Annotated in this window: 19 protein-coding genes; 4 read left to right on the plus strand and 15 right to left on the minus strand. The window is 68.0% G+C overall.

Going from position 1 to position 21,299, the window contains the following annotated elements:
• Positions 1-71: 71 nt before the first annotated feature.
• Together CEK65_RS08835 and CEK65_RS08840 are read right to left on the minus strand one after the other, a co-directional pair.
• Positions 72-1,400: a Fic family protein gene (locus tag CEK65_RS08835; RefSeq protein ID WP_226980525.1), complete on the minus strand. Its 1,329-nt coding sequence runs from the start codon at positions 1,398-1,400 to the stop codon at positions 72-74.
• Positions 1,401-1,521: 121 nt separating this feature from the next.
• A complete protein-coding gene (locus CEK65_RS08840) occupies positions 1,522-2,145 on the minus strand; it encodes a 4'-phosphopantetheinyl transferase superfamily protein (protein WP_152181460.1) in 624 nt (207 codons plus the stop codon).
• Positions 2,146-2,274: 129 nt separating this feature from the next.
• Here CEK65_RS08840 and CEK65_RS08845 point away from each other — a divergent pair, with 129 nt between their 5' ends.
• Positions 2,275-2,526, plus strand: coding sequence for a GlsB/YeaQ/YmgE family stress response membrane protein (locus CEK65_RS08845; protein WP_017908994.1), 252 nt, complete (start codon positions 2,275-2,277; stop codon positions 2,524-2,526).
• Positions 2,527-2,590: 64 nt separating this feature from the next.
• Here the strand turns inward: CEK65_RS08845 and CEK65_RS08850 are convergent, their stop codons facing one another.
• From CEK65_RS08850 to CEK65_RS08895, 10 genes are all read right to left on the minus strand, one after another.
• On the minus strand, positions 2,591-3,022 hold the full coding sequence (locus CEK65_RS08850) for a GFA family protein (RefSeq protein ID WP_152181461.1): 432 nt from the start codon (positions 3,020-3,022) through the stop codon (positions 2,591-2,593).
• Positions 3,019-3,795 (minus strand): exodeoxyribonuclease III, encoded by a 777-nt coding sequence (gene xth / locus CEK65_RS08855; RefSeq protein WP_017908996.1) that lies wholly within the window; start codon positions 3,793-3,795, stop codon positions 3,019-3,021. The genes CEK65_RS08850 and xth overlap by 4 nt, the downstream gene beginning before the upstream one ends.
• 78 nt (positions 3,796-3,873) lie before the next feature.
• Complete coding sequence (locus tag CEK65_RS08860) at positions 3,874-4,707, minus strand: hypothetical protein (protein ID WP_152181462.1); 834 nt, start codon at positions 4,705-4,707, stop codon at positions 3,874-3,876.
• An 11-nt stretch (positions 4,708-4,718) separates the two neighbouring features.
• Positions 4,719-5,603 carry a peptidylprolyl isomerase gene (locus tag CEK65_RS08865; RefSeq protein WP_152181463.1) on the minus strand — a complete coding sequence of 295 codons (885 nt, stop codon included), beginning with the start codon at positions 5,601-5,603 and terminating at the stop codon, positions 4,719-4,721.
• A gap of 93 nt (positions 5,604-5,696) precedes the next feature.
• Entirely contained in the window at positions 5,697-6,800 is a 1,104-nt protein-coding gene (locus tag CEK65_RS08870) for a glycerophosphodiester phosphodiesterase family protein (RefSeq protein ID WP_017908349.1), read from the minus strand.
• Between the two features lie 478 nt (positions 6,801-7,278).
• The gene (locus CEK65_RS08875; RefSeq protein ID WP_152181464.1) at positions 7,279-8,715 is read right to left on the minus strand and encodes a coniferyl aldehyde dehydrogenase; all 1,437 of its coding nucleotides are present in this window, start codon (positions 8,713-8,715) and stop codon (positions 7,279-7,281) included.
• 304 nt (positions 8,716-9,019) lie between these two features.
• Positions 9,020-9,709: a pyrimidine 5'-nucleotidase gene (gene yjjG, locus CEK65_RS08880; protein WP_043093836.1), complete on the minus strand. Its 690-nt coding sequence runs from the start codon at positions 9,707-9,709 to the stop codon at positions 9,020-9,022.
• Between the two features lie 123 nt (positions 9,710-9,832).
• Positions 9,833-11,563 (minus strand): cation acetate symporter, encoded by a 1,731-nt coding sequence (locus CEK65_RS08885; protein ID WP_152181465.1) that lies wholly within the window; start codon positions 11,561-11,563, stop codon positions 9,833-9,835.
• Positions 11,560-11,877 carry a DUF485 domain-containing protein gene (locus tag CEK65_RS08890; RefSeq protein ID WP_017908353.1) on the minus strand — a complete coding sequence of 106 codons (318 nt, stop codon included), beginning with the start codon at positions 11,875-11,877 and terminating at the stop codon, positions 11,560-11,562. The genes CEK65_RS08885 and CEK65_RS08890 overlap by 4 nt, the downstream gene beginning before the upstream one ends.
• Before the next feature lie 32 nt (positions 11,878-11,909).
• Positions 11,910-13,322, minus strand: coding sequence for a DcaP family trimeric outer membrane transporter (locus tag CEK65_RS08895; protein WP_152181466.1), 1,413 nt, complete (start codon positions 13,320-13,322; stop codon positions 11,910-11,912).
• Positions 13,323-13,537: 215 nt separating this feature from the next.
• Here CEK65_RS08895 and acs point away from each other — a divergent pair, with 215 nt between their 5' ends.
• The 3 genes from acs (at position 13,538) to mntP (ending at position 17,489) form a co-directional block, all read left to right on the plus strand.
• Positions 13,538-15,481 (plus strand): acetate--CoA ligase, encoded by a 1,944-nt coding sequence (gene acs / locus CEK65_RS08900; protein WP_152181467.1) that lies wholly within the window; start codon positions 13,538-13,540, stop codon positions 15,479-15,481.
• Positions 15,482-15,625: 144 nt separating this feature from the next.
• Positions 15,626-16,291 (plus strand): response regulator transcription factor, encoded by a 666-nt coding sequence (locus CEK65_RS08905; protein WP_010342764.1) that lies wholly within the window; start codon positions 15,626-15,628, stop codon positions 16,289-16,291.
• Between the two features lie 622 nt (positions 16,292-16,913).
• Positions 16,914-17,489: a manganese efflux pump MntP gene (gene mntP, locus CEK65_RS08910; protein WP_017908356.1), complete on the plus strand. Its 576-nt coding sequence runs from the start codon at positions 16,914-16,916 to the stop codon at positions 17,487-17,489.
• A gap of 92 nt (positions 17,490-17,581) precedes the next feature.
• Here the strand turns inward: mntP and CEK65_RS21160 are convergent, their stop codons facing one another.
• From CEK65_RS21160 to CEK65_RS08925, 3 genes are all read right to left on the minus strand, one after another.
• Positions 17,582-17,722 carry a hypothetical protein gene (locus tag CEK65_RS21160; protein WP_226980526.1) on the minus strand — a complete coding sequence of 47 codons (141 nt, stop codon included), beginning with the start codon at positions 17,720-17,722 and terminating at the stop codon, positions 17,582-17,584.
• A complete protein-coding gene (locus CEK65_RS08920) occupies positions 17,722-18,201 on the minus strand; it encodes a hypothetical protein (protein ID WP_150409502.1) in 480 nt (159 codons plus the stop codon). Before CEK65_RS08920 ends, CEK65_RS21160 begins: the two co-directional genes overlap by 1 nt.
• A 143-nt stretch (positions 18,202-18,344) precedes the next feature.
• Positions 18,345-21,056, minus strand: coding sequence for a TonB-dependent receptor (locus CEK65_RS08925; protein ID WP_152181468.1), 2,712 nt, complete (start codon positions 21,054-21,056; stop codon positions 18,345-18,347).
• Between the last annotated feature and the right edge of the window lie 243 nt (positions 21,057-21,299).

Here is a 21,299-nt window from a genome sequence, read left to right on the forward strand (position 1 = left end):
TGGCGCCGCTGCCGCACTCTGGCCGAGGCATTTCCCCGGAACGCATAGAGGCTCAGCACCGCCTGGGGCGGTCAGGCTCCCAACATCCCTGCGAGGCCAGGTACCGGGTAGTACTCGAACGCCTTGCCGACCCGTTGCTTGTAGAGCAGGCCCGCGGCGACCAGGGAATTCAGGTCGCCCAGCGCTGTTGGATAGGTGATCGTGTGCGCCGACCGATGGCCGGCCACGGTGTATGGCCGATCAGGATCCTTCAGTGCATTGGCCAGCAAGGCGCGCTGCCTGTGATTCAGCACAGCGTCGCCCACATGCGCCTTGCGCAGCACGTGACGCGCAAGCCGATCTTCCTGCTGCTTCTTCGCGATATACGTGTGCAACGCCTGGATGGACTGCTCGATCGCTTCCAACTGCTGCGAGACGAAATAGCTCAGATCGGCGCCATCGCTCTCGGTGTACAGATAAGCCCGCATGTATTTCCCGGGCGACTTCTTCAACACGCTCGAAATCGACAGATATTCGGTCAACCAGTAACCGGAGTTCATCATGCTCCAGTAGAAGAGCGCCCTGGCCGTTCGTCCGTTCCCATCAACGAATGGATGGTCGTAGCCGATCTGGAAGTGAATTGCGATGGCGCGCACGACAGGATGGATGAAGGTTTCGCTCGCCGTGTCGTTCGCGAACGCGCAAAGCCGTCTCATCCTGTCCGCCACTTGGATTGCAGGCGGCGGGACATGCAGCAGCGTCGGCGGGGAACCTCGGTCGTAGATGACGACATTGTCTCCCACCGAACGATATCGACCAGAATATTCCGCGCTTTCCAGCGTCCCGTCCGTCAGGATGCTATGCAGCTCCAGCACCTCCTCGGGCGTGATTGGCCGCTTCCCCCTGTCGCGAATCATGTTCATCGCGAGGTAGTTGTTGTAGATCATTCGCTCCGACTGATCGCGCGGCAGTCTGCCAGTCGATAGCATCTCTTTTGCAACCGCGCGGGTGGTAGCGGCTCCCTCAAGCTGGGACGAAGTCATGGCCTCCTCGATCAGCGAACGGATCAGAAATCTATTCTGTCCACCGCTGCTCTCCATTCCTTTGATCGCCCCAGCCGCCTCGCGATCAATGTAGTGAAGTCTGCGCTGCATCGAATCGGTAACGGAAACGACGAAGTTCTCGTCGTCTTTGTCCACCAGATCAAGTTCGCGCGCCAGCGCTTGACGGCTCCACTTGATGCCAGCCCACCATTCTTCTGTGGTGAGGCCGTCTGGCGCGACTCTATGCCTGAGTTTGTCCCAGTGTTCGTAGCTTCCAGCCACCTCGGGGCCGATCTTCGACCTGAACACCCTCATCATGCGTTCAGGTTCATCAGCAAGAAGACGCCAGCGGTCTGGGGGCGGTACTGGGAGCTTCATCGCGCTTTCCTATAAAAAACGTATATCTTTTTACATCAAATTGCGCCAAAGCACGACCTGCCCAGCCAACGAGGCCGACATCGGAATCACAGGGCTGCAACACGATCCAGAGGCATGGAACCTATGGCAGCCCTGGCCACCAGGCCAGCGCCGCCCGGTAGCCGGGCGCGGCCTCCCATTCGTGCAGGTGCCAGGCCTCAGCCGTGCCCAGGCCCGGGTCGCACCAGACCAGGCGCAGCGCGCCGCCGGCGTCCTCGGCGAAGCGCAGCCGGTGCAGGCCGAAGGCGATGCCGTGGCCATGCGCCTTGAGCAGCGCTTCCTTGGCGCACCACAGGCGGAAGAACAGCGCCTCGCGCGCCGGCATCGCCAGCGCGGCCAGCAGCGCGACCTCGTCCGGGTGGAAGAAGCGCTGCGCCAGTTCCAGCAGGCGCGGCCGCGGCCGCTGGCGCTCGATGTCCACGCCCAGCCGCGCGTGCGCGGCCACCGCCACCAGCAGGTAGTCGCCGCTGTGGCTCCAACCGGTGTCCACGTGCGCCAGCGGTGCATGCAGGCCGGGCCGGCCGCGGGCGTCGCGGCGCAGCGGCAATTGCGCCGCCGGCACCGCCAGTTCGCCGGCCAGCAGGCGCCGCGCCTGCGCCTCGCCGGAGGTCCGCGGCGGATGCGGGCGCAGCCACAGCGCCACCGGGCCGAGGCGCCAGTCCGGCGGCTCGGCGCCGCCGGCCACGGGCGGCGTCGGCGCGCTCACGCCACGCCCACAAAGCGCAATGGCCGCTGCGCGGTGGGGCCGACGCTATACGGCCGCTTCACGGCGGCGCTCCTTAAATGACGCGCACCCCACCGCTCCTGGTGCGGGCCGAACCGAGGAGTCTGACGCATGGGCATCATCATCTGGTTGATCGTCGGCGGCATCGTGGGCTGGCTGGCCAGTATCATCATGCGCCGTGACGCACAGCAGGGCATCATCCTGAACATCGTGGTCGGCATCGTCGGCGCGCTGATCGCCGGCTGGCTGTTCGGCGGCGGCATCAACCAGGCGATCACCCTGTGGACGTTCCTGTACTCGTTGATCGGCGCCATCATCCTGCTGGCGATCGTCAACCTGTTCACCCGCGGCCGCGCGCGCTGACACAGCGCCCTCGCCGCTTGCGCAAACGCCCGGTTCGCCGGGCGTTTTGCATTTGCGGCCGCGCTCACGGCGTAGCGCGGTCGGTCGGATGGCGCACGCCGTCCTCGATCGGCACCGCGATGGCCAGCGCATACGGGTCCACGCCCTCCAGGCAGCCGACGTTGTAGCCGTACAGGCTGGGATCGGAGCGGCGCCGATGATGCGTATAGATCCCGCAGGTGCCGCAGAAATAATGCTGCGCGGTATGCGTGTGGAACTGGTACAGGCGCAGCGCCTGCTCGCCCTGGCGGACATGCAGGGCCGCCAGCGGCACCGAGGCGACGATGGCGCCGCGGCGCCGGCACAGCGAGCAGTTGCAGCGGCGCGGGTCGACGATGCCCTGCGGCAGCTCCAGGTCGATCTGCACCGCACCGCAGTGGCAGCTGAGCCGGTGCAGCGGCGCGATCGCGGTATCGCCGACCTTGTCGATGCAGCGGCGCACGTGGCGCTCGCTCATGCCGCCGGCTCCAGCTCGACCCAGGCCGGCGCGTGATCGCTGGGACGGTCCCAGCTGCGCGGTTCGCGGTCGATGCCGGCACCGCGGGTGCGCGCCTTCAGCGCCTCGGACACCAGGGTCAGGTCGATGCGCAGCCCCAGGTCGCGGCGGAAGCCGGCCTGGCGGTAGTCCCACCAGCTGAAGATGCCACCGTCGGCATGGTGCAGGCGGAAGCCGTCGTGCAGGCCCAGGCCGAGCAGCTTGTGCAGGGCGCCGCGCTCGGCGGTGGAAGTGAGGATGTGGTTGTCGCTCCACACCAGCGGGTCGTGCACGTCGCGCGCATCCGGGGCGATGTTGAAGTCGCCCAGCACCACCAGCCGCGGATGCCGCTGCAGCTCGTCGGCCAGCCAGGCGTGCACCGCCTCCAGCCAGCGCAGCTTGTAGGCGTACTTGTCGGTGCCCACGTCCTGGCCGTTGACCACGTACAGATTGACGATGCGCAGGTCGCCGATGGTGGCGGCGATGGCGCGCTTCTGCTCGTCCTCCAGGCCCGGCACGCCGATCTGCACGTCGCCGATCGGCAGGCGCGACAGGATCGCCACGCCGTTGTAGGTCTTCTGCCCGGCGAACACGCTGCGGTAGCCGGCCTCGGCCAGCACCGTGTCGGGAAACTTGTGGTCCTCCAGCTTGGTCTCCTGGATCCCGACCACGTCCGGCGCGAACGCGGCCAGCCACTGTTGCAGGTGCGGCAGGCGCACGTTGAGCGAGTTGACGTTCCAGCTGGCGATCTTCAAGGGAAATCCGGGACGGGGAAGCCGGCCGCTATTCTGACCGCAGCCGCCGCGGCGGCCAAACCGCGGGCACCAGCCCGTTCAGCGCCGCGCGCAGCACTGCGCGAACAGCGCCGGCGCCAGGCTCAGCGCCTGCTGGCGCTGCGCCTCGTTCAAGCCGTCGAGTAGTTCGTCGGCACCGAGCGCCTGTTCCGGCGGCGGGAACGGTCGCTCCGGCGCCTGCCGCGCGGCCAGTTGCCAGGCTGCGGCGTACGGCGGATCGGCCACCGCCAGCCAGGGCGCGCGCAGCAACTGCGCCAACGCGTCGATCGAGGCGCGGTCGCCGTGCAGCGCGCGGTCTTCCAGTTGCGTCACCACGTCCTCGGCATCGCGCTCGTCGGCGGCCGACAGCGGAGCGCGTTGCCCTTCCGCGTCGACGCTGCCGGCGCGCGCGACCAACTGCGCCACGCGCTGCGCCAGCAACTGGCGTTGCGCATCGGCATCGCCGCGCGCGGCCGCACTGCGCAGCATCGCCTCGATCTGCGCGGCACCGAGTCCGGCAACGCCGCGACAGGCCGCGAGACGTTGCCGTTCGGCCGTCCGGCGTGCCGCGGCGGCCGCGGCGTCCTCGGCGTCTGCGCCCGGCAGCACCGCCGGGCGGGACGGCGGCGCTTGCGCGCGTTGCCGGCAATCCAGCGCCAACAGCGCGGTGTCGGTCAGACGCTGCGCCTCGCTGGCGCCGGCCGCCAGCGCCGCATCGGGCGGCGTGGTCGCGGACACCGCCAACGGCGACGGTGCTGCCGAGCGCGGTAGCGCCGGTGCCTGCACCTTGTTCGCGGCAACGGCGGGTGCGGCCGTCGGCGGCATCAGCTTCGCCGCGAGCGCGACCATTCCCACGACCACCGCGCCGGCGAACCAACACAGCGGGCGCCGCATCGCCGCCATGCTCAGCGCGCCGCGGCGGTGTAGGCGTCGCGGTCGAACGCCATCGGCTGCGCCTGGCGCAGGCGCTGCATGGCGTCGGCCGCCGCCTGCTCGCGCAGTTGCAGGTCGATCTGCCCGCGCACCGCGTCGAAGCGCGCCGCGGTCTTCGCATCGAGCCGGATCAGGTGGTAGCCGTCGGGGCCGCGCACTGGCGCGGAGACCTGTTCCACCGCGAGCTGGCGGATCGGCGCGTCGAACGCGTCGGCCAGGTAGCGGCCGAAGGTCGGCGACAACTGCCCACCCTCGCCGGCGGTGGCGGTGTCGTCGGACTCGCGCATCGCCAGCGTGGCGAAATCGGCGCCGCCGTCGAGCTGGCGCTTGAGCGCTTCGGCGCGCTGCAGAGCCTGCGCCTCGGTCAGGGTGTGCCCGCTGCGCGGCCCGCCCTGCGGATGCAGGGCCACGAACAGATGGCGCAGGTGGTATTCGGTGTAGTCGTCCGGATGCGCGGCGAACTGCCGGCGCAGCATCGCCTCGTCGATGTGCGCGTCGGCGCTGAGCCGTGCCTGCGCGGCCTCGGCCAGGATCGCGTCGGCGGCGCGGCGCAGGCGCGCGGCCACCACCGGGTCGTCCTGCAGGTGCTGCTGCCGGGCCTGGTCGAGCAGGATCGCGCGGTCGGCGAAACGGCGCACCACCGAGTCGTCGTCGATGCCGGCAGCGCCGCGCGTGGCGTCGCCGGCCAGGGCGCGGTACTCGCTGGCAGTGAACTGCTGCGGGCCGACGCGCAGTACCACCGGGTCAGCGGTGGCGGGCTCGGCGGCCGGCGCGGCCAGGGCGGCGAACGCGGCCAGCGCGCAGGTGGCCAGGGTGATGGACCTGGCCACGGCGGATTTGGCGAAAGACAGGGACATGCGCTTCTCCAGGTGAGGGCGGCGCGCGACGCCGAAGCGCCGCAGCCGCAAAAGGCGGCCGGCCGCAGGCCGGCCGCCAGGACATGCAAGGACTCAGTCGTGCTTGCCGCGTGCCTTCAGGTACGCGATCGCCGCCTTCGGGTCGTCGGTGGTGATCAGGCTGAACGCCTCCTGGTTGACGATGAAGTTGAGATCGCCACGGTTGTCGGCGGTGTCGCGGCCGCCGGAGTAGGAGAAGTACAGGTCCGACAGCTGATAGCAGCAGGCGCCGCTGTTCTGGTAAAACTTCCCGGCCAGCGGGCTGTCCGGAATCGCCTGGAACACGCCCACGCGCACGCCGCGCTCGCGCACGCGGTCGGCCTGGCCCTGCAGCAGGCCACCGAGCTGCTTGACGTTGATCTCCATCGCCTCCTTGGTATCGCTCCAGGCCGATATGGCGTTGTCGACATTGATCTTGGTCAGCATGTTGGTGGTGAACACCGGAATGCCGACCATGCTGGTGGTGTCGGCGCGGAACGCCGAGCGGCTCGGATACAGGGTGGCATTGACCTTGGCCGCGACGAAGTTGGACGCACCCACCGAGAACGCGGCATCGGCCGCGCGCGACACCGCACGCACCGAGGCGGCGTCCTTGATGTCGAACACGATGGGCGTCTTCAGGCCATGCGCCTTGAAGTAGGAGAACAAGTCATCCACGCGCGGCACGTGGTAGCCGGTGGTGGTGCGGCGGTCGGGGGTCAGCAGGAACAGGCCGCTGACCACCGACCACGGGGTCACGGTGATCGACGGGTTGTAGCCCTGGTTGCTCATCGGGTCGTACTTGGTTTCGCCGGCACGGCTGGTCCACACGTTGGTGGTGCGACCGAGGTTCCAGTCGTGCAGCACCACCGGCACGCCGTCGCTGGTCATCTTGATGTCCAGTTCCACGCCGTCCATGCACTGGTCGTTGGCGAGCTGCAGCGCACCGCGCGAGTTTTCCGGCATGTCGGGGAAGTTGCCGTACTTGCCCCACAGACCGCGGTGGGCCAGCACGACGGTGTCGCCGCTGCTGTCGCCGAACAGGATGTTGCTCATCTTGGTGCCGACGGTGTCGTTGCAGTTGGCCATGGCCAGCTGCGGCACGACGGCCAGCACCGTCAGGGCGGCGAGCACGCGGCAGGCGCGCGCCAGGGGCGAGGGAACGAATGCGATCTTCATTGGGCTGCGTCCGGTTCTGAGGGAAAGGGGAGACACGGGGGACGAGCGCCGGTCAGGTCGACGCATGGCGGCATCTCGTGTGTTGCGCTCCGCACGGACGTCTCGCGCAGGAGCCTGAGCCGCCGTGATCGGCGGCGGCGTCGGGCGAGAACCTAATAACTTACTGTGAATTATTTATTTCCAGGGTGCGACCCCGTCCTGGACTGTGGACTGCGCCGCGATTTTGGACAGTGCGGGTCGCACTGCTTCCCGGTGACGGGGCTGCGGACACGGCCCAGGGGTGGATCGCGCGTGCGAGGCCACGGGGCGTGGCGCCGCATCGGAGGCTTCGCCGGTCGCGGCCGAGGCAGGCCTTGCAGGAGCGGCTTCAGCCGCGACGCTCTACCGGTAATGCTTCTTCGCGGCTGAAGCCGCGCCTGCACGCAGGTGCCCTATCGCCACGCCATGCACCCGCATCTGGACGTCGGCTATGCCCCGCTCACCGCACCAGGAACGAGAGTATGCGCGCGATCCGCGCGTACGGCGGCTTCAGCAGGTCGCTGCCGGCGCGGCGCGACTGCCACAGGATCGGCAGCGCCTTGCTGAAGGCGTCGAAGCCGGCGCGGCCGTGGTAGGCGCCCATGCCGCTGGGGCCGATGCCGCCGAACGGCAGCGCGTTGGCGGCGAAATGCAGCAGGCTGTCGTTGACGGTGACCCCGCCGGCGATGGTGGCATGCAGGATCGTCTCGATCCGCGCGCGGTCATGGCTGAAGGGATACAGCGCCAGCGGCCGGTCGCGGCTGTTGATCTCGGCGATGGCCGCGTCCAGGGAGCGGTAGCTGCGCACCGGCAGGATCGGGCCGAAGATCTCCTCTTGCATCAGCAGCGCGTCGTCGCCCGGCTGCAGTACCAGCGTGGGCACGATCAGCCGCTCGCGCTCGGCACGCTCGCGCGCCACCGTGGCCAGTTCGATGACCTCCAGGCCGCGCGCGCGGGCATCGTCCAGGTAGCCGCGCAGGCGCCGATACTGGCCCTCGTTGACGATGCGGGTGTAGTCCTCGGCGCTGGCGAAATCACCGTAGCGCGCCAGCACCTGCGCACGCAGCGCCTGCACCAGCGCCGCCTCGCGGCCGGCGTCGATCAGCACGTAGTCCGGGGCGATGCAGGTCTGCCCGGCGTTGAACCACTTGCCGGTGGCCAGGCGCGCGGCGGCCTGTTCCAGCGGGTAGTCGGCGCAGACGATGGCCGGCGACTTGCCGCCCAGTTCCAGGGTCAGCGGGGTCAGATTGGGGGCGGCGGCGGCCATCACCTTGCGCCCGACCGCGGTGGAGCCGGTGAACACCAGGTGATCCAGCGGCAGCGCCGCGAAGGCGGACGCCACCTCGGCACCGCCCAGTGCCACCGCCACCCGCTGCGGCGGGAACACCTCGGCCAGCAGCGACTGCAGGAACTGCGCGCTGCGCGGGGTGTGCTCGGAGGGTTTCAGGTAGACGTGGTTGCCGGCGGCGATCGCGGTGGCCAGCGGGATCAGCGCCAGGTTGACCGGGTAGTTCCACGGCGCGATCACCCCGACCACGCCGACCGGCACCGGCCGCACTTCCGCACGCGCCGGCCACAGCCGCCAGCCGGCGCCGACCCGCTGCGGGCGCATCCAGCGCTTCAGATGACGCAGCAGATGATCGATCTCGCCAAGCACGGTCATGCCGTCGGCGATCAGCGATTCGTGGCGCGAGCGGTGGCCGAAATCGGCGGCGATGGCATCGGCCATCTCCGGCAACCGCCGCTTCAGCGCCGCGCGCAGCCGCAGCAGGTCCTCGCGGCGCTGCGCCCGCTCCGGCTTGGCCGCCTGCCAGGCCGCGCGCAGACGCTGCAGGGTGACTGGCAAGGCGGCCAGTGGCGTGTCGGTGGAAGCGGCATCGGCAACGGAGGTCGGCATGGGCGCACTATACGACGGCGGTCGCGGCTGTCTTGCGTGCCCATGTGGATGGGCAGCATGCCGCCGCGATCTCGGATCCGACAGTCGGTCGCGTCGGGACTGAAGTCCCTCCCACAAGAGAGCAGCAGCGACCGGGCGAGATGATGCGGCATCCCGTCTCGGGACCGGCAACCCCCACCCTTCCGGGGTCGGGACTGAAGTCCCTCCCACAAGGGGCGCGCCGGCATCGTCGCGAACTGAAGTTTCCACCTGTGGGAGGGACTTCAGTTCCGACCCGATGGCGCCAGGCACGCGAGCAGATGCGCTACAGCGCCGCCGGCTCTTCCAGCAACCACGCCTGCAATTGCGCCAGCGAGGCGACCTGGTGGTGCGGCACGACGCCCTCCGGCGCGGCGGCGCCGTGCGCATTGAACCAACAGGTGTGCAGGCCCGCGGCCAGGCCGCCGGCGATGTCCGCCTGCGGGTTGTCGCCGACCATCAGCACCTGCGCCGGCGGTGGGTCGCCGAGCTGCGCCAGCGCGTGCGCGAAGATCCCCGGGTGCGGCTTGGCCACGCCCACCACCTCGGAAATGGCGATGACTTCGAAGCGGTCGTGCAGCCCGGTACGCTGCAGGCGCGCGTTCTGCAGCGCGCCGAAGCCGTTGGTGACCAGGCCCAGGCGCGCGCGCCCACGCAAGGCGTCGAGCAGGTCCACCGCTCCGTCCAGCGGCGCACACAGCTCGGCCATCGCCGCCAGGAACGCCGTGTTCAAGGCCTCCGGCGCGGTCTGCAGGCGCTGCGCCCAGTCGGCGAAACGGCGCTGCTGCAATTGCAGCGCGGTGATCGCGCCGTTCTGGTACTGCACCCACAGCGGCCGGTTGCACGCCGTGTACTCGGCGAACTCGGCTTCGCCGAACTGCACGCCGTAGCCGGCGAACATGCGCTGCAGGCCGGCGAAGGCATCGAAGTGAAACAGGGTGTCGTCAGCGTCGAACAGGATCCAGCGGTAGCGCATGCGTTGGCACGACGGAGGCAGCGGGCGCTCATGGTAACGCCGCCTCATTGCACAGACGACGACGCCGGCCCGAAGGTCGGCGGCGCGTGCGGCGTTGGCCGCGTCCTGCTTAGGCGCGCGTGCTCAGTGACCCGACCCGCGCGAAGCGCCCAGCCCGGTCTCGGCGCGGATCTGCTGCGCCTTGAACGCGGCGCGTTCCTTGCCGGCCTGCGCGCTGCGGTCCAGCACCGAGAACAGCCAGATGCCGACGAAGCCGATGGTCACCGAGAACAGCGCCGGCGAGGTGTACGGGAACGGCGCCGAACCGGTCGGGTTGCCCAGCGTGTCCACCCACACCGACGGCGACAGCACCGTCAGCACCAGCGAGGAGATCAGGCCCAGGAAACCGCCGATCACCGCACCGCGGGCGGTGCAGTTCTTCCACAGCAACGACAGGATCAGCACCGGGAAGTTGGCCGAGGCGGCGATGGCGAAGGCCAGCGACACCATGAAGGCCACGTTCTGCTTCTCGAACACGATGCCGAGCAGCACCGCGATCACGCCCAGCGCGATGGTGGTGACGCGCGACACCTTCAGCTCAGAGCCCGGGGCGGGATTGCCCTTCTTGATCACCGTGGCGTACAGGTCGTGGGACACCGCCGAGGCGCCGGACAGGGTCAGGCCGGCGACCACCGCCAGGATGGTGGCGAAGGCCACCGCGGAGATGAAGCCCATGAACACGTTGCCGCCCACCGCGTTGCCGACCAGCACCGCCGCCATGTTGGCCGCGCCCTTGCCGCCGTGGATGGTGCCGGTGGCGACATCGGCGAACTGCGGGTTGGTCAGCACCAGGGCGATGGCGCCGAAGCCGATGATGAAGATCAGGATGTAGAAGTAGCCGATCCAGGTGGTGGCCCACAGCACCGACTTGCGCGCCTGCTTGGCGTCGGGGACGGTGAAGAAGCGCATCAGGATGTGCGGCAGGCCGGCGGTGCCGAACATCAGCGCCATGCCGAAGGAGATCGCCGAGATCGGATCCTTGACGAAGCCACCCGGGCCCATGATCGACAGACCGGCACTGGCCGCGTCTTCCGGCGAGGCACCGCCGTTGGCCGCCACCGCGGTCTTCACCCGCACGCCCTCGGCGAACAGCGCCTCGAAGCTGAAGTTGAAGTGCCACATGATCGCCACGGCCATGAAGGTCACGCCGGTCAGCAGCAGTACCGCCTTGATGATCTGCACCCAGGTGGTGGCGGTCATGCCGCCGAACAGCACGTAGACCATCATCAGCACGCCGACCAGACTCACCGCCACCCAGTAGTCCAGGCCGAACAGCAGCTTGATCAGCGCACCGGCACCGACCATCTGCGCGATCAGGTAGAACAGCACCACCACCAGCGTGCCGGAGGCGGCGAAGCTGCGGATCGCGGTCGGCGCGAAGCGGTAGCCGGCCACGTCGGCGAAGGTGTACTTGCCGAGGTTGCGCAGGCGCTCGGCCATCAGGAAGGTCAGGATCGGCCAGCCGACCAGGAAGCCGATGGCGTAGATCAGGCCGTCGTAGCCGTTGGTCATCACCGCCGCGGTGATGCCCAGGAACGAGGCCGCCGACATGTAGTCGCCGGCGATCGCCAGGCCGTTCTGGAAGCCGGTGATGCCGCCGCCAGCGGTGTAGAAGTCCGACGCCGAGCGGGTCTTCTTCGCCGCCCACTTGGTGATCCACAGCGTGCCGGCGACGAAGAAGGCGAACATGCCGATCGCCACCCAGTTGGTCGGCTGCTTGTCGGTCTGGCCGACATCGCCGCCGGCGGCCAGGGCCGCGCCGGCCGGCAGCAGCGCAGCCAGCAGCAGCAGAAGGAAGCGCAGGTGCTTGCTCATTGGCGGGCGTCCTCGAGGATGTCGGCGGTCAGCTGGTCGTACACGGTGTTGGCGCGACGCACGTAGATCGCGGTGATGGCGATGGTGAAGACCATCACCCCGATCGCGATCGGGATGCCGATGGTGGTGACGCCGCTGCCCATCGGCTGGGCCAGGAACGCCTTGTCGAAGGCGATCAGGCCGATGAAGCCGAAGTAGGCCAGCAACATCAGGATGGTCAGCGTCCAGCCCAGCGCGTTGCGCTGGCGCTTGAGCGCGTGGTACTTCGGATTGGCGTCGATCTTGGCGATCAGCGCGTCGTTGGAGAGGCTCATGTGATGGCTCCGGTAAGTGGCCGCGGCGCGGATCAGAAGCTGTACTTGGTGGTGAACTGCAGGCGGGTGATGTCGCCCTTGGCGCCGCTTTCGATCTCGCGCTTGCCGTACATCAGCTCGGCGCCGATATCGACCTTGGGCAACGGCGAGTAGAAGACGTTGCCGCGGATGCTCTGCACACTCTTGGTCACGGCCAGGCCGGTACGCGCGGTGTCGTTGTCGTAGTCGCTGCGCGCGTAGATCAGGTTGGTGCGCAGCTTGGGCGAGAACGCGTGGCGCCAGCCGACATAGCCGGCGACCACCCCGACCGTGTCCAGGTCGCGGTCGGCGGCGTCGTACACCGCGTTCTGGGCGATGCCCAGGCCGATGTAGCGGCCGATGCCTTCGCCGCCGGTGAGCTGGTAGAACAGGCTGTCGCTGTCGCTGGCCACCCACTTGCCGCCCAGGGTCAGGCCGCCGGAGGCCTTGCTGGCATCGGCGCCGGTGGCGCGGTTGTCGACCTTCTGCTGGCCGACCACGCCGGCGACGCCGAAGCTGCCCCAGTCGCCCTTCCAGCCGTAGCGCACGGTCAGGTCCGGCAGCGCGCCGCGGTCGGAACTGGCGGTGCTGACCACGCCGGCCACGCTGCGCGTGTACAGCGTGGTTTCCGGATTCTCCAGGGCGATGCTGAAGCCGCCGTTGGTGTAGCGCAGCTGCGCCTGCCGCACGAACACCACACCGTCGGTGGGGCCGATGAAGTCGGCCGCTTCCGGCAGCGCCGCCGGATCCATGAAGTTGGACCAGGTCTGGCCGGCCAGCCAGTGGTTCCAGTACATGTAGGCGTGGCGCAGGGTGGCGCCGTAGGTGTTGGTGGCGGTCTGGGTGCCCAGTGAATTGCCGAAGAAATCCAGTTCCACCAGCGCGCCGGCCTTGTTGCCGCCTTCGGTGACGCTGTCCACGCCGAAGTTGATCCGCGAGAACTTGGCATGCGCGTTGTAGTCGGTGCCGGACTTGGCCCCGCCCACCGGGGTCTGCCCGGGCAGGTACAGCGCGCGGCCGGTGGCATCGTCGGCGAGCTGGCCGTCGCCGGTGCGGGTGGCCAGGAAGTCGGCCTTGATGAAGCCGCCGACCTTGAAGGTGGTGCCGGGCGTGGCCCCCGGGGTGATGGTGGTGACCTGGATCGGCGCCTTGCCGGCCGGCGGCGCCGGGGGTGGCGGCGGCGGCGCGGCCTGGGTCGAGCGGACCGCGGCGACCTCGGTCTGGGTCTGCGCGATCTGCCCCTGCTGCTGTTGCTGCGCCGACAGCAGTTGCTGCACCTGCCGTTCCAGCTCGGCCACGCGGGTCTCCAGCGCCTGTTCGCGCGCCGAGGGTTTGCCTTGGGCGAAGGCTGCGCCGGGCGCGACCAGGGCCACCAACAGCGCCGCCGCCAACGGGCGACGCGCCAGGGATGCGACGCGGTTGCTCATTACTCCCTCCCGAATAATGGATGGCCGCACGCATGCGCACGGCCGTAGCCCAGCGTGCGCGACCGCACCGGCCGCGCCTATTGGCCATTAGTCGAACGTCGGCTGAGTTACGACCATCGTCTAAGACCCGGCGCGTGTGCGCTTAACGCCGGATGCGGCACACTGCGCGTTGACGCGCCGCCGCATGCGGCGCCCCGTTCATTGCAGAGGGAACCATGGCCGATCTCTATCCCGTCGATCCGCAGTTCGCCGCCCGTGCGCGGGTCGACAAGACCCAGTACCAGACCCAGTACAAGGCATCGGTGGAACAGCCGGAGGCGTTCTGGGGCAAGGTGGCCGAGCGCCTGGACTGGTTCAAGAAGCCGACCCGGATCAAGGACGTCAGCTTCGCCCTGGACGATTTCCGTATCCGCTGGTTCGACGACGGCGAACTCAACGCCAGCGTCAACTGCCTGGACCGGCAACTGGCCACCCGCGGCGACAAGACCGCGCTGCTGTTCGAGCCGGACAGCCCGGACGCGCCGTCCTACCGCGTCACCTATCGCGAGCTGTACGAGCGCGTGTGCCGGCTCGGCAACGCCCTGCGCGCGCTGGGCGTGCGCAAGGGCGACCGCGTCACCATCTACCTGCCGATGATCCCCGATGCCGCGGTGGCGATGCTGGCCTGCGCGCGCATCGGCGCGATCCACTCGGTGGTGTTCGGCGGCTTCGCGCCCAACTCGATCGCCGACCGGGTGATCGACTGCGGCAGCAAGCTGATCATCACCGCCGACGAAGGCCTGCGCGGCGGCAAGAAGATCCCGCTCAAGGCCAACGTGGACGCGGCGCTGAAGCTGCCCGGCACCACCAGCGTGGAGACCGTGCTGGTGGTGCGCCACACCGGCGGCGCGGTGGACATGCAGGCCCCGCGCGACCGCTGGTTCCACGACGTGGTCGACAGCCAGCCCGCCGAATGCGAACCCGAGCGCATGAATGCCGAGGACCCGCTGTTCATCCTCTACACCTCCGGTTCCACCGGCAAGCCCAAGGGCGTGCTGCACACCACCGCCGGCTACCTGCTGTACGCCGCCTACACCCACGAGACCGTGTTCGACCTGCGCGAGGACGACATCTACTGGTGCACCGCCGACGTCGGCTGGGTGACGGGGCACAGCTACATCGTCTACGGGCCGCTGGCCAACGGCGCCACCGCGCTGATGTTCGAGGGCGTGCCCAACTACCCGAGCGTGTCGCGCTTCTGGGAAGTCATCGACAAGCACCAGGTGACGATCTTCTACACCGCCCCGACCGCGATCCGCGCGCTGATGCGCGAGGGCGAGGCGCCGGTGAAGAAGACCGCGCGCACGAGCCTGCGCCTGCTCGGCAGCGTCGGCGAGCCGATCAATCCGGAGGCCTGGCGCTGGTACTACGACGTGGTCGGCGACGGCCGCTGCCCGATCGTGGACACCTGGTGGCAGACCGAGACCGGCGGCATCCTGATCACCCCGCTGGCCGGCGCCATCGACCTCAAGCCCGGCTCGGCGACGCTGCCGTTCTTCGGCGTGCAGCCGGCGCTGGTCAGCGCCGACGGCGAGATCCTGGAAGGCGCCACCGAGGGCAACCTGGTGCTGCGCGATTCCTGGCCGGGGCAGATGCGCACCGTGTACGGCGACCACCAGCGCTTCATCGACACCTATTTCCGCACCTACCCGGGCAGCTATTTCACCGGCGACGGCTGCCGCCGCGATGCCGACGGCTACTACTGGATCACCGGCCGCGTCGACGACGTCATCAACGTCTCCGGCCACCGCATCGGCACCGCCGAAGTGGAGAGCGCGCTGGTTTCCCACCCCAAGGTCGCCGAAGCGGCGGTGGTCGGCTTCCCGCACGACATCAAGGGCCAGGGCATCTACGCCTACGTAACCCTGGTCGCCGAGGAGCAGCCGAGCGAGGCCCTGCACAAGGAACTGGTGGCCTGGGTACGCAAGGAGATCGGCCCGATCGCCGCCCCCGACCACCTGCAGTGGGCGCCCGGCCTGCCCAAGACCCGCTCGGGCAAGATCATGCGCCGCATCCTGCGCAAGATCGCCGAGAACGCCCCCGACCAGCTCGGCGACACCTCGACCCTGGCCGATCCGTCGGTGGTGGATTCGTTGGTGAACGAACGGCTGGCGCGCTGACGCGCTACGCGCGTCGGGAATGGGGAGTCGAGAATGGGGAATGGGAAAAGCCATTCCCTGATCGCTTCATTTCCTCAGGCACCCGACGCGCTGCTCTTGCCGTTCCCATTCCCCATTCCCGTTTCCCCACTCCCGGCCTTCCAAATGCCCACCCTGCTGATCGCCGACGACCATCCCCTGTTCCGCGAGGCACTGCGTGGGGCGGTGCAGCGGGTGATGCCCGGGGTGCAGTTGTACGAGGCCGACAGCGTCGAGGCGTTGTACGCGCTGGCCGATCGCCATGCCGATGCCGATCTGCTGCTGATGGATCTCAACATGCCCGGCGCGCAGGGCTTCAGCGCGCTGGTGCACATGCGCGCGCTGCATCCGCAGTTGCCGGTGGTGGTGGTGTCCGCGCGCGAGGAGCCGACGGTGATGCGGCGCGCGCTGGACCACGGCGCGTTCGGCTTCATTCCCAAGTCGGCCGACTCGGACACCATCGGCCTGGCCCTGGGCACGGTGCTGGACGGCGAGCACTGGGCGCCGCCGGAAGCGCACAACGTGCCGCCCACCGACCGCGCCGAACGCGAGGTCGGGCAGCGCCTGCGCGAACTGACCCCGCAGCAGTTCCGGGTGCTGCAGATGCTCGGTGCCGGCAGCCTCAACAAGCAGATCGCCTACGACCTGGGCGTGTCCGAAGCCACCATCAAGGCGCACGTCACCGCGATCCTGCGCAAGCTCGGCGTCACCAACCGCACCCAGGCGGTGCTGCTGGCCGGCAAGCTGGCCATCGACAGCGACGCCATCGTGCTGCCGCCGGAAGAGGACTGAGCCGCGGCAACGCCTGTCGAAGGCGCGAGCGGTGCGGATGCAGCGCGTGCGCGCACGTTGGCCTTGCGCACGCGGCGTGCTGGGCGCCTCCTTATGGGAGGGACTTCAGTCCCGACGCACTGACCATTGACCGCCAGTCGCTCCCTTCGGCGCGGCGCAAGCTGGCCCACACAGCGGCGATGCATAGGTTGCTGCATGCGGGAACTGAGGACACGTCCGTGGCGCTGCCCTGAAGTGGCGCACACATTCGCACCTCGCGCTCTATGGCTGAGTGCCACAGCGAGAGCCACATGCACAGGGAGTGGGCGTCCTCGACCTATCACGCACACACGCGTGCCGTACCGCCGCAGAGCCATCGCCGATATAGCCGCAGCTATCAAGATAAGCTGCAGGTTCGCGTGCGTTCCAGGGATGTTCGCCGCAGTTGGGCGCTGTTAGACTGCGCGTCCCCTTGGGGAGTAGCCTGCTGTCCGCCCTGCGCGGACAGCGCCCGTATCAACAGACTCGGCCGATGCGCCGTGGTACGGGCAGCCAGTTCGGTTGGCGAGACCAGCGGCGAGTGCGCAAGGCGAAGGCCGGGCGCGCGCGCTCGTCGTTGTCGCCTGTCCCGGTAAGGTCCCCCATGTCGTTTCTTTCGATTCTCCTGCTCGGCATCGCCATGTCGACCGACGCGTTCGCCGCCGCCGTCGGCAAGGGCGCGGCGATGCAACGTCCGCGCTGGGCCGACGCGCTGCGTGCCGGCCTGATCTTCGGCTGTATCGAGGCACTGACCCCGGCACTGGGCTGGGTGCTCGGCCAGGCCGCGTCCAAGTACGTGGTCGCCTTCGACCACTGGATCGCCTTCGGCCTGCTCGGCGCACTGGGCGTGCACATGATCGTCGCCGGCCTCAAGCCGGAGTCCGACACGCCCGAGGAGGCCGCGCCCAAGCGCCACGGCTTCTGGAACCTGGCCGCCACCGGCTTTGCCACCAGCATCGACGCGATGGCGGTCGGCGTCGGCCTGGCCTTCCTCGACGTGAACATCGTCGAGGTCGCGGCGATCATCGGCCTGTGCACGCTGACCATGGTCACCCTGGGCATCATGCTCGGCCGCGCGCTCGGCGCGCTCGCCGGCAAGCGCGCGGAGATCGTCGGCGGCGCGCTGCTGATCGCGATCGGCAGCACCATCCTGTTCGAGCATCTGCATGGCGCAGGTTGATCGACGTGGTGCCGGTGCAGCCGGGATTGGGGATTCGGGATTGGGGATGTGCGGCGACGTGCGCGCCCATCCCACACTGACGGCGCCTTGGGTCAGGCCGGCTTGGCGGTGAATTCGAGATAGGTGGACAGGATGTACTTGTCGCCGCTGCGCGGCGGCAGCCGGCCGCCGGTGCAATGGCATTGCGCCGCGCCACCCATGGAATTGGGTGACGCGGCCCAATCAGCTTTCATCAGTTCTGTGGGAAGAATCCATAAATCGTCGTTACGCCACCAGAATCAGCGAAACTTTCGACGAAGCTGGCAACGTCGCCTTTCATTGACGCTTCCGCCTGCGCCCTCGCAGGAACGGCTCTGACATCCGAATCCCGCTCGACACCCCCATCGATCAAGTCATTGAAAGAGGTGACCGGAAGATTCTTGATCGTGTAGTAGTGGTCGACAAGGAGATAGCCACCAGGTGTCTGCGTGTACTTCTCGATCTGGACTTGATTGCCGACCTTGACCGGCCCCCAACCGTTACTGCTTGCTGCGGATGCGTAGGCACTAAGCGCGATCTTCACGTAGCCCAGCACGGCGTCCGTATTTTTCGCCACAGCGCAGTCGGCACATTGAATGAAGATTTCATCGACCCTGTCGGTGACGACGGTGGCGCTTGCGCCGAACGATGCGGCGGACAGAACTACTCCCAACAGACCATATGCAAATTTCATGAGCTAAATCCTTGCCGTTGAAATTAAAGAAAGTACCGAGGAGATCTCCACAAGCAAAAAGCAGACAACAAAACACCACACCTGGAATCGGCGCCCCATGAAGGGGCGCCAACGCCATTTCCCTTACAACAAACCCTTACGCATTAGAACTTGTACGTAGCACGCATCCAGTAGTAGCGGCCGAGCGTGTCGTAGGTGCTCACGTCGGTGTTCGCGTTCAACACGTTGTTCTGGTACATCATCGGCGGCTGCTTGTTGGTCAGGTTGTCCACGCCCAGATCCAGGCGCAGGTTGGCCCCGGCCATGTCGTAGCCCACCTGCAGCGCGTGGTACATGTAGCTGCCGTAGTTCAGCACCACACCCTTGTCATGCCCGTCGGCGGACATGTTCTGGCTCAGGTCGCCGCTGCCGACCTGCATCTTGCCGACCCAGCGGGTGGTCCAGCTCGCATCCCAGTTGCCCAGCTTCCAGCCGAACAGCGCATGCGCGCGCCAATGCGCGTAGTTGCCATAGGACGAGTTGTAGCGCCCGGCCATGTGCACCACCGTGTCTCCGGTGTCGATGTCGTAGCGGTGCAGGTAGGTGCTGTCCACAGTCACGGTGAACTTGCCGTAGTCGGTAGCGGGCAGCGCGTAGCTCGCGCCGAGGTCGATGCCCTGGGTGTTGAGCTTGCCGATGTTGACCACCGGCGTCTGGATGTGGTCGATGTTGCCGGCGCTTGGGGTGCCGGCGGCGTAGCGGTGGAGGTAGCTGCAGTACGGGCTGTTGTCATCGTTGTAGCAGAGGTCGGCTACGGTCTGCGCGGAGATCGGCTGGATCAGGTCGTCGAGCTTGACCTTCCACCAGTCGAGGTTGACCGACAGGCCCGGTACGTACTCGGGGCTGTACACCAGGCCGTAGTCGAACGAGGTGCCCTTCTCCGGCTTGAGCTGGTAGCCCACGTAGGTGGCGCCGGACTTGATCGCGTTGGTCTGCGACAGGCCTGTGCCGCTCCAGCCGGCCGGCACACCGGCGCAGGCAGTGGCGTGGCCGCTGCCGCTGTAGCCGACGCAGGGGTCGATGAAGTTCGGCGCGTCGGCGGTCGGGCCCTGGTAGATGTCGGTGATGGTCGGCGCGCGGAACACCTGCGCCGCCGTGCCGCGCACCATCAGGTCGTGGATCGGCCGCCACTCCACCTGGAACGAGGCGCTGTTATTGCCCGAGCGCACGCTGCTGTAGTCGGAGTAGCGGTCGCTCAGGGTCAGGTTGAGCGCGCCGATCGGCGAGGACTGCTCCAGCACCGGCATGAACAACTGCGCGTAAGCCTCCTTGACGTTGAAGCTGCCGCTCAGCGGCGAGGAACAGGCTTCGGAAGAAACCGCGCAGGTGTTGTCGCTGTTGATCAGCGCATTCGCCGACACCGTGGAGTTCAGGCTCTCCTTGCGGTACAGCGCGCCCACTGCCAGCTGCGCGGCACCGGCCGGCATCTCCCACAGGCTGCCGTTGGCGCTGGCTTCCCACTGCCGCATGATCGTGGTGGTCTCCAGGCGCGGGATCGACTCGTTGCTCTGCAGCCAGGCGACCGTGGTCGGGCTGCCCTGGTCCAGGATATTGACCTGCCCACTGTTGATCGCGTTCTGCAGCGCGGCGTAATCGACGTAGCCGTGGCTCCAGTTGCGCTGGCGGTAGTGGCCATAGTTGAAGTTGGCGTCCCACACCCAGCTGCTGTCGCCGATGCCGCCCTTCAGGCCGATCACGTCCTGATCGGTGGCGGTGTCGTAGAAACCCTCGCGCTGGCCGAGCGACGTGAAGCGCGTCTGATACTGGTAGCCGTTGGGGCCGAACTCCACGCCGAACGGGTTGTACGGATTGTTGGCGGCGACGGTGATGCCGTCGTTCTGCGCGTCGAGCGGCAGCGGCGCGATCGCGAAGTTGGACATGGTGTGGTTGTGGTAGGCGTTGACGTACGCCTGCATCGAGTCGGTGATGTTGAAGCTGCCGAGCACGAAGGCGCCGACGCGCTGCTGCGGGGTCAGCAGCAGGTTCTCCGCCTCGTAGTTGTACGAATCGGCCGAGGAGCTGTAGCACTTGTAGCCGCCGCTGCCGTTGCCGGTCAACGCGCCGTCGGGCTTGCAACCGTTGGCCGCCAGGGTCGCCGCCGGCAGCTTGTAGTAGCCGGTCGGGGTCCGTGCCGAACCGCCCTTGTAGACGCTGCCGCTGGACAGGTACATCGCGTACTTGGAGAACGCGCGGTTGGCGGTGGAGACTTCCTTCTGCTTGTTGTAGTCCAGGCCGACCACGACGTTGCCGCGGTCCCAGGTCTTGCCGAAGGTGAAGCTGCCGCCCTGGCGCGCGCCGTCGCCGCGGCTGGTCTGGCCGTAGTTGGCGGAGACTTCGCCGCCTTCGAAGTTCTTGCGCAAGATGAAGTTGACCACGCCGCCGATGGCGTCGGAGCCGTACATCGCCGAGGCGCCGACCTTCAGCACTTCGACATGGTCGATCATGTTGGCCGGGATCGAGTTGACGTCGTTGTTCTGGATGCGGTGGCCGTCGATCAGGATCAGCGTGCGCTCGTCGCCGAGGCCGCGCAGCGAGATGGTCGAAGCGCCATCGCCGCCGCCGTTGTTGACCTGCGGGTTGGTCGCGGCGCCGGCGATGCCGGGCAGCGCCTGCAGCAGATCGCCCAGGGTCTGCTTGCCGCTCTGCTGGATCTGCTGGCGATCGACCACGGCGACCGGGCTGGCGGTCTCCACATCCACGCGGCGCACCAGCGAACCGGTGACGGTGAGCTTGTCCAGGGTCACCGGCGCGTCGCCCGAGGCGGACGCCGCCGGCGTGGCGCTCTGCGCATAGAGCGTGGCGGGAAGCGTCGCCATGGCCAGGCAAACGGCGTGAGCGAGTCTGTTCTTTGCTACGGACATCGGGAAGACCTCATGTGATGTGCGACAAGCGCCGGCTGCACGCAGGCGCGAACCATCCCGGGCGCGGAAACGCGCGGCGGGTGAAATGGATGCCTCGGGCCAGCGGTCCATTACAGGACCGTCAGGCACTTGTTAGTTTTTTATAAGAAGGGTGTTGTTTCGGTGTGCCAACGTGCGCCATCCCCTGACAAAAACACC

It is taken from the genome of Xanthomonas sp. LMG 12459, from assembly GCF_009192905.1.
Classification (GTDB): Bacteria; Pseudomonadota; Gammaproteobacteria; order Xanthomonadales; family Xanthomonadaceae; genus Xanthomonas_A; species Xanthomonas_A sontii.

Bases quoted from the DNA above. Each gene is read 5' to 3' on its own strand.
- mntP (WP_017908356.1), top strand. From the start codon at position 16,914: ATGTCGTTTCTTTCGATTCTCCTGCTCGGCATCGCCATGTCGACCGAC.
- CEK65_RS08845 (WP_017908994.1), top strand. From the start codon at position 2,275: ATGGGCATCATCATCTGGTTGATCGTCGGCGGCATCGTGGGCTGGCTG.
- CEK65_RS08860 (WP_152181462.1), bottom strand. From the start codon at position 4,707: ATGCGGCGCCCGCTGTGTTGGTTCGCCGGCGCGGTGGTCGTGGGAATG.
- CEK65_RS08865 (WP_152181463.1), bottom strand. From the start codon at position 5,603: ATGTCCCTGTCTTTCGCCAAATCCGCCGTGGCCAGGTCCATCACCCTG.
- CEK65_RS08870 (WP_017908349.1), bottom strand. From the start codon at position 6,800: ATGAAGATCGCATTCGTTCCCTCGCCCCTGGCGCGCGCCTGCCGCGTG.
- acs (WP_152181467.1), top strand. From the start codon at position 13,538: ATGGCCGATCTCTATCCCGTCGATCCGCAGTTCGCCGCCCGTGCGCGG.
- CEK65_RS08925 (WP_152181468.1), bottom strand. From the start codon at position 21,056: ATGGCGACGCTTCCCGCCACGCTCTATGCGCAGAGCGCCACGCCGGCG.
- CEK65_RS08895 (WP_152181466.1), bottom strand. From the start codon at position 13,322: ATGAGCAACCGCGTCGCATCCCTGGCGCGTCGCCCGTTGGCGGCGGCG.
- CEK65_RS08850 (WP_152181461.1), bottom strand. From the start codon at position 3,022: ATGAGCGAGCGCCACGTGCGCCGCTGCATCGACAAGGTCGGCGATACC.
- yjjG (WP_043093836.1), bottom strand. From the start codon at position 9,709: ATGCGCTACCGCTGGATCCTGTTCGACGCTGACGACACCCTGTTTCAC.
- CEK65_RS08875 (WP_152181464.1), bottom strand. From the start codon at position 8,715: ATGCCGACCTCCGTTGCCGATGCCGCTTCCACCGACACGCCACTGGCC.
- CEK65_RS08890 (WP_017908353.1), bottom strand. From the start codon at position 11,877: ATGAGCCTCTCCAACGACGCGCTGATCGCCAAGATCGACGCCAATCCG.
- CEK65_RS21160 (WP_226980526.1), bottom strand. From the start codon at position 17,722: ATGAAAGCTGATTGGGCCGCGTCACCCAATTCCATGGGTGGCGCGGCG.
- CEK65_RS08835 (WP_226980525.1), bottom strand. From the start codon at position 1,400: ATGAAGCTCCCAGTACCGCCCCCAGACCGCTGGCGTCTTCTTGCTGAT.
- CEK65_RS08885 (WP_152181465.1), bottom strand. From the start codon at position 11,563: ATGAGCAAGCACCTGCGCTTCCTTCTGCTGCTGCTGGCTGCGCTGCTG.
- CEK65_RS08920 (WP_150409502.1), bottom strand. From the start codon at position 18,201: ATGAAATTTGCATATGGTCTGTTGGGAGTAGTTCTGTCCGCCGCATCG.
- CEK65_RS08905 (WP_010342764.1), top strand. From the start codon at position 15,626: ATGCCCACCCTGCTGATCGCCGACGACCATCCCCTGTTCCGCGAGGCA.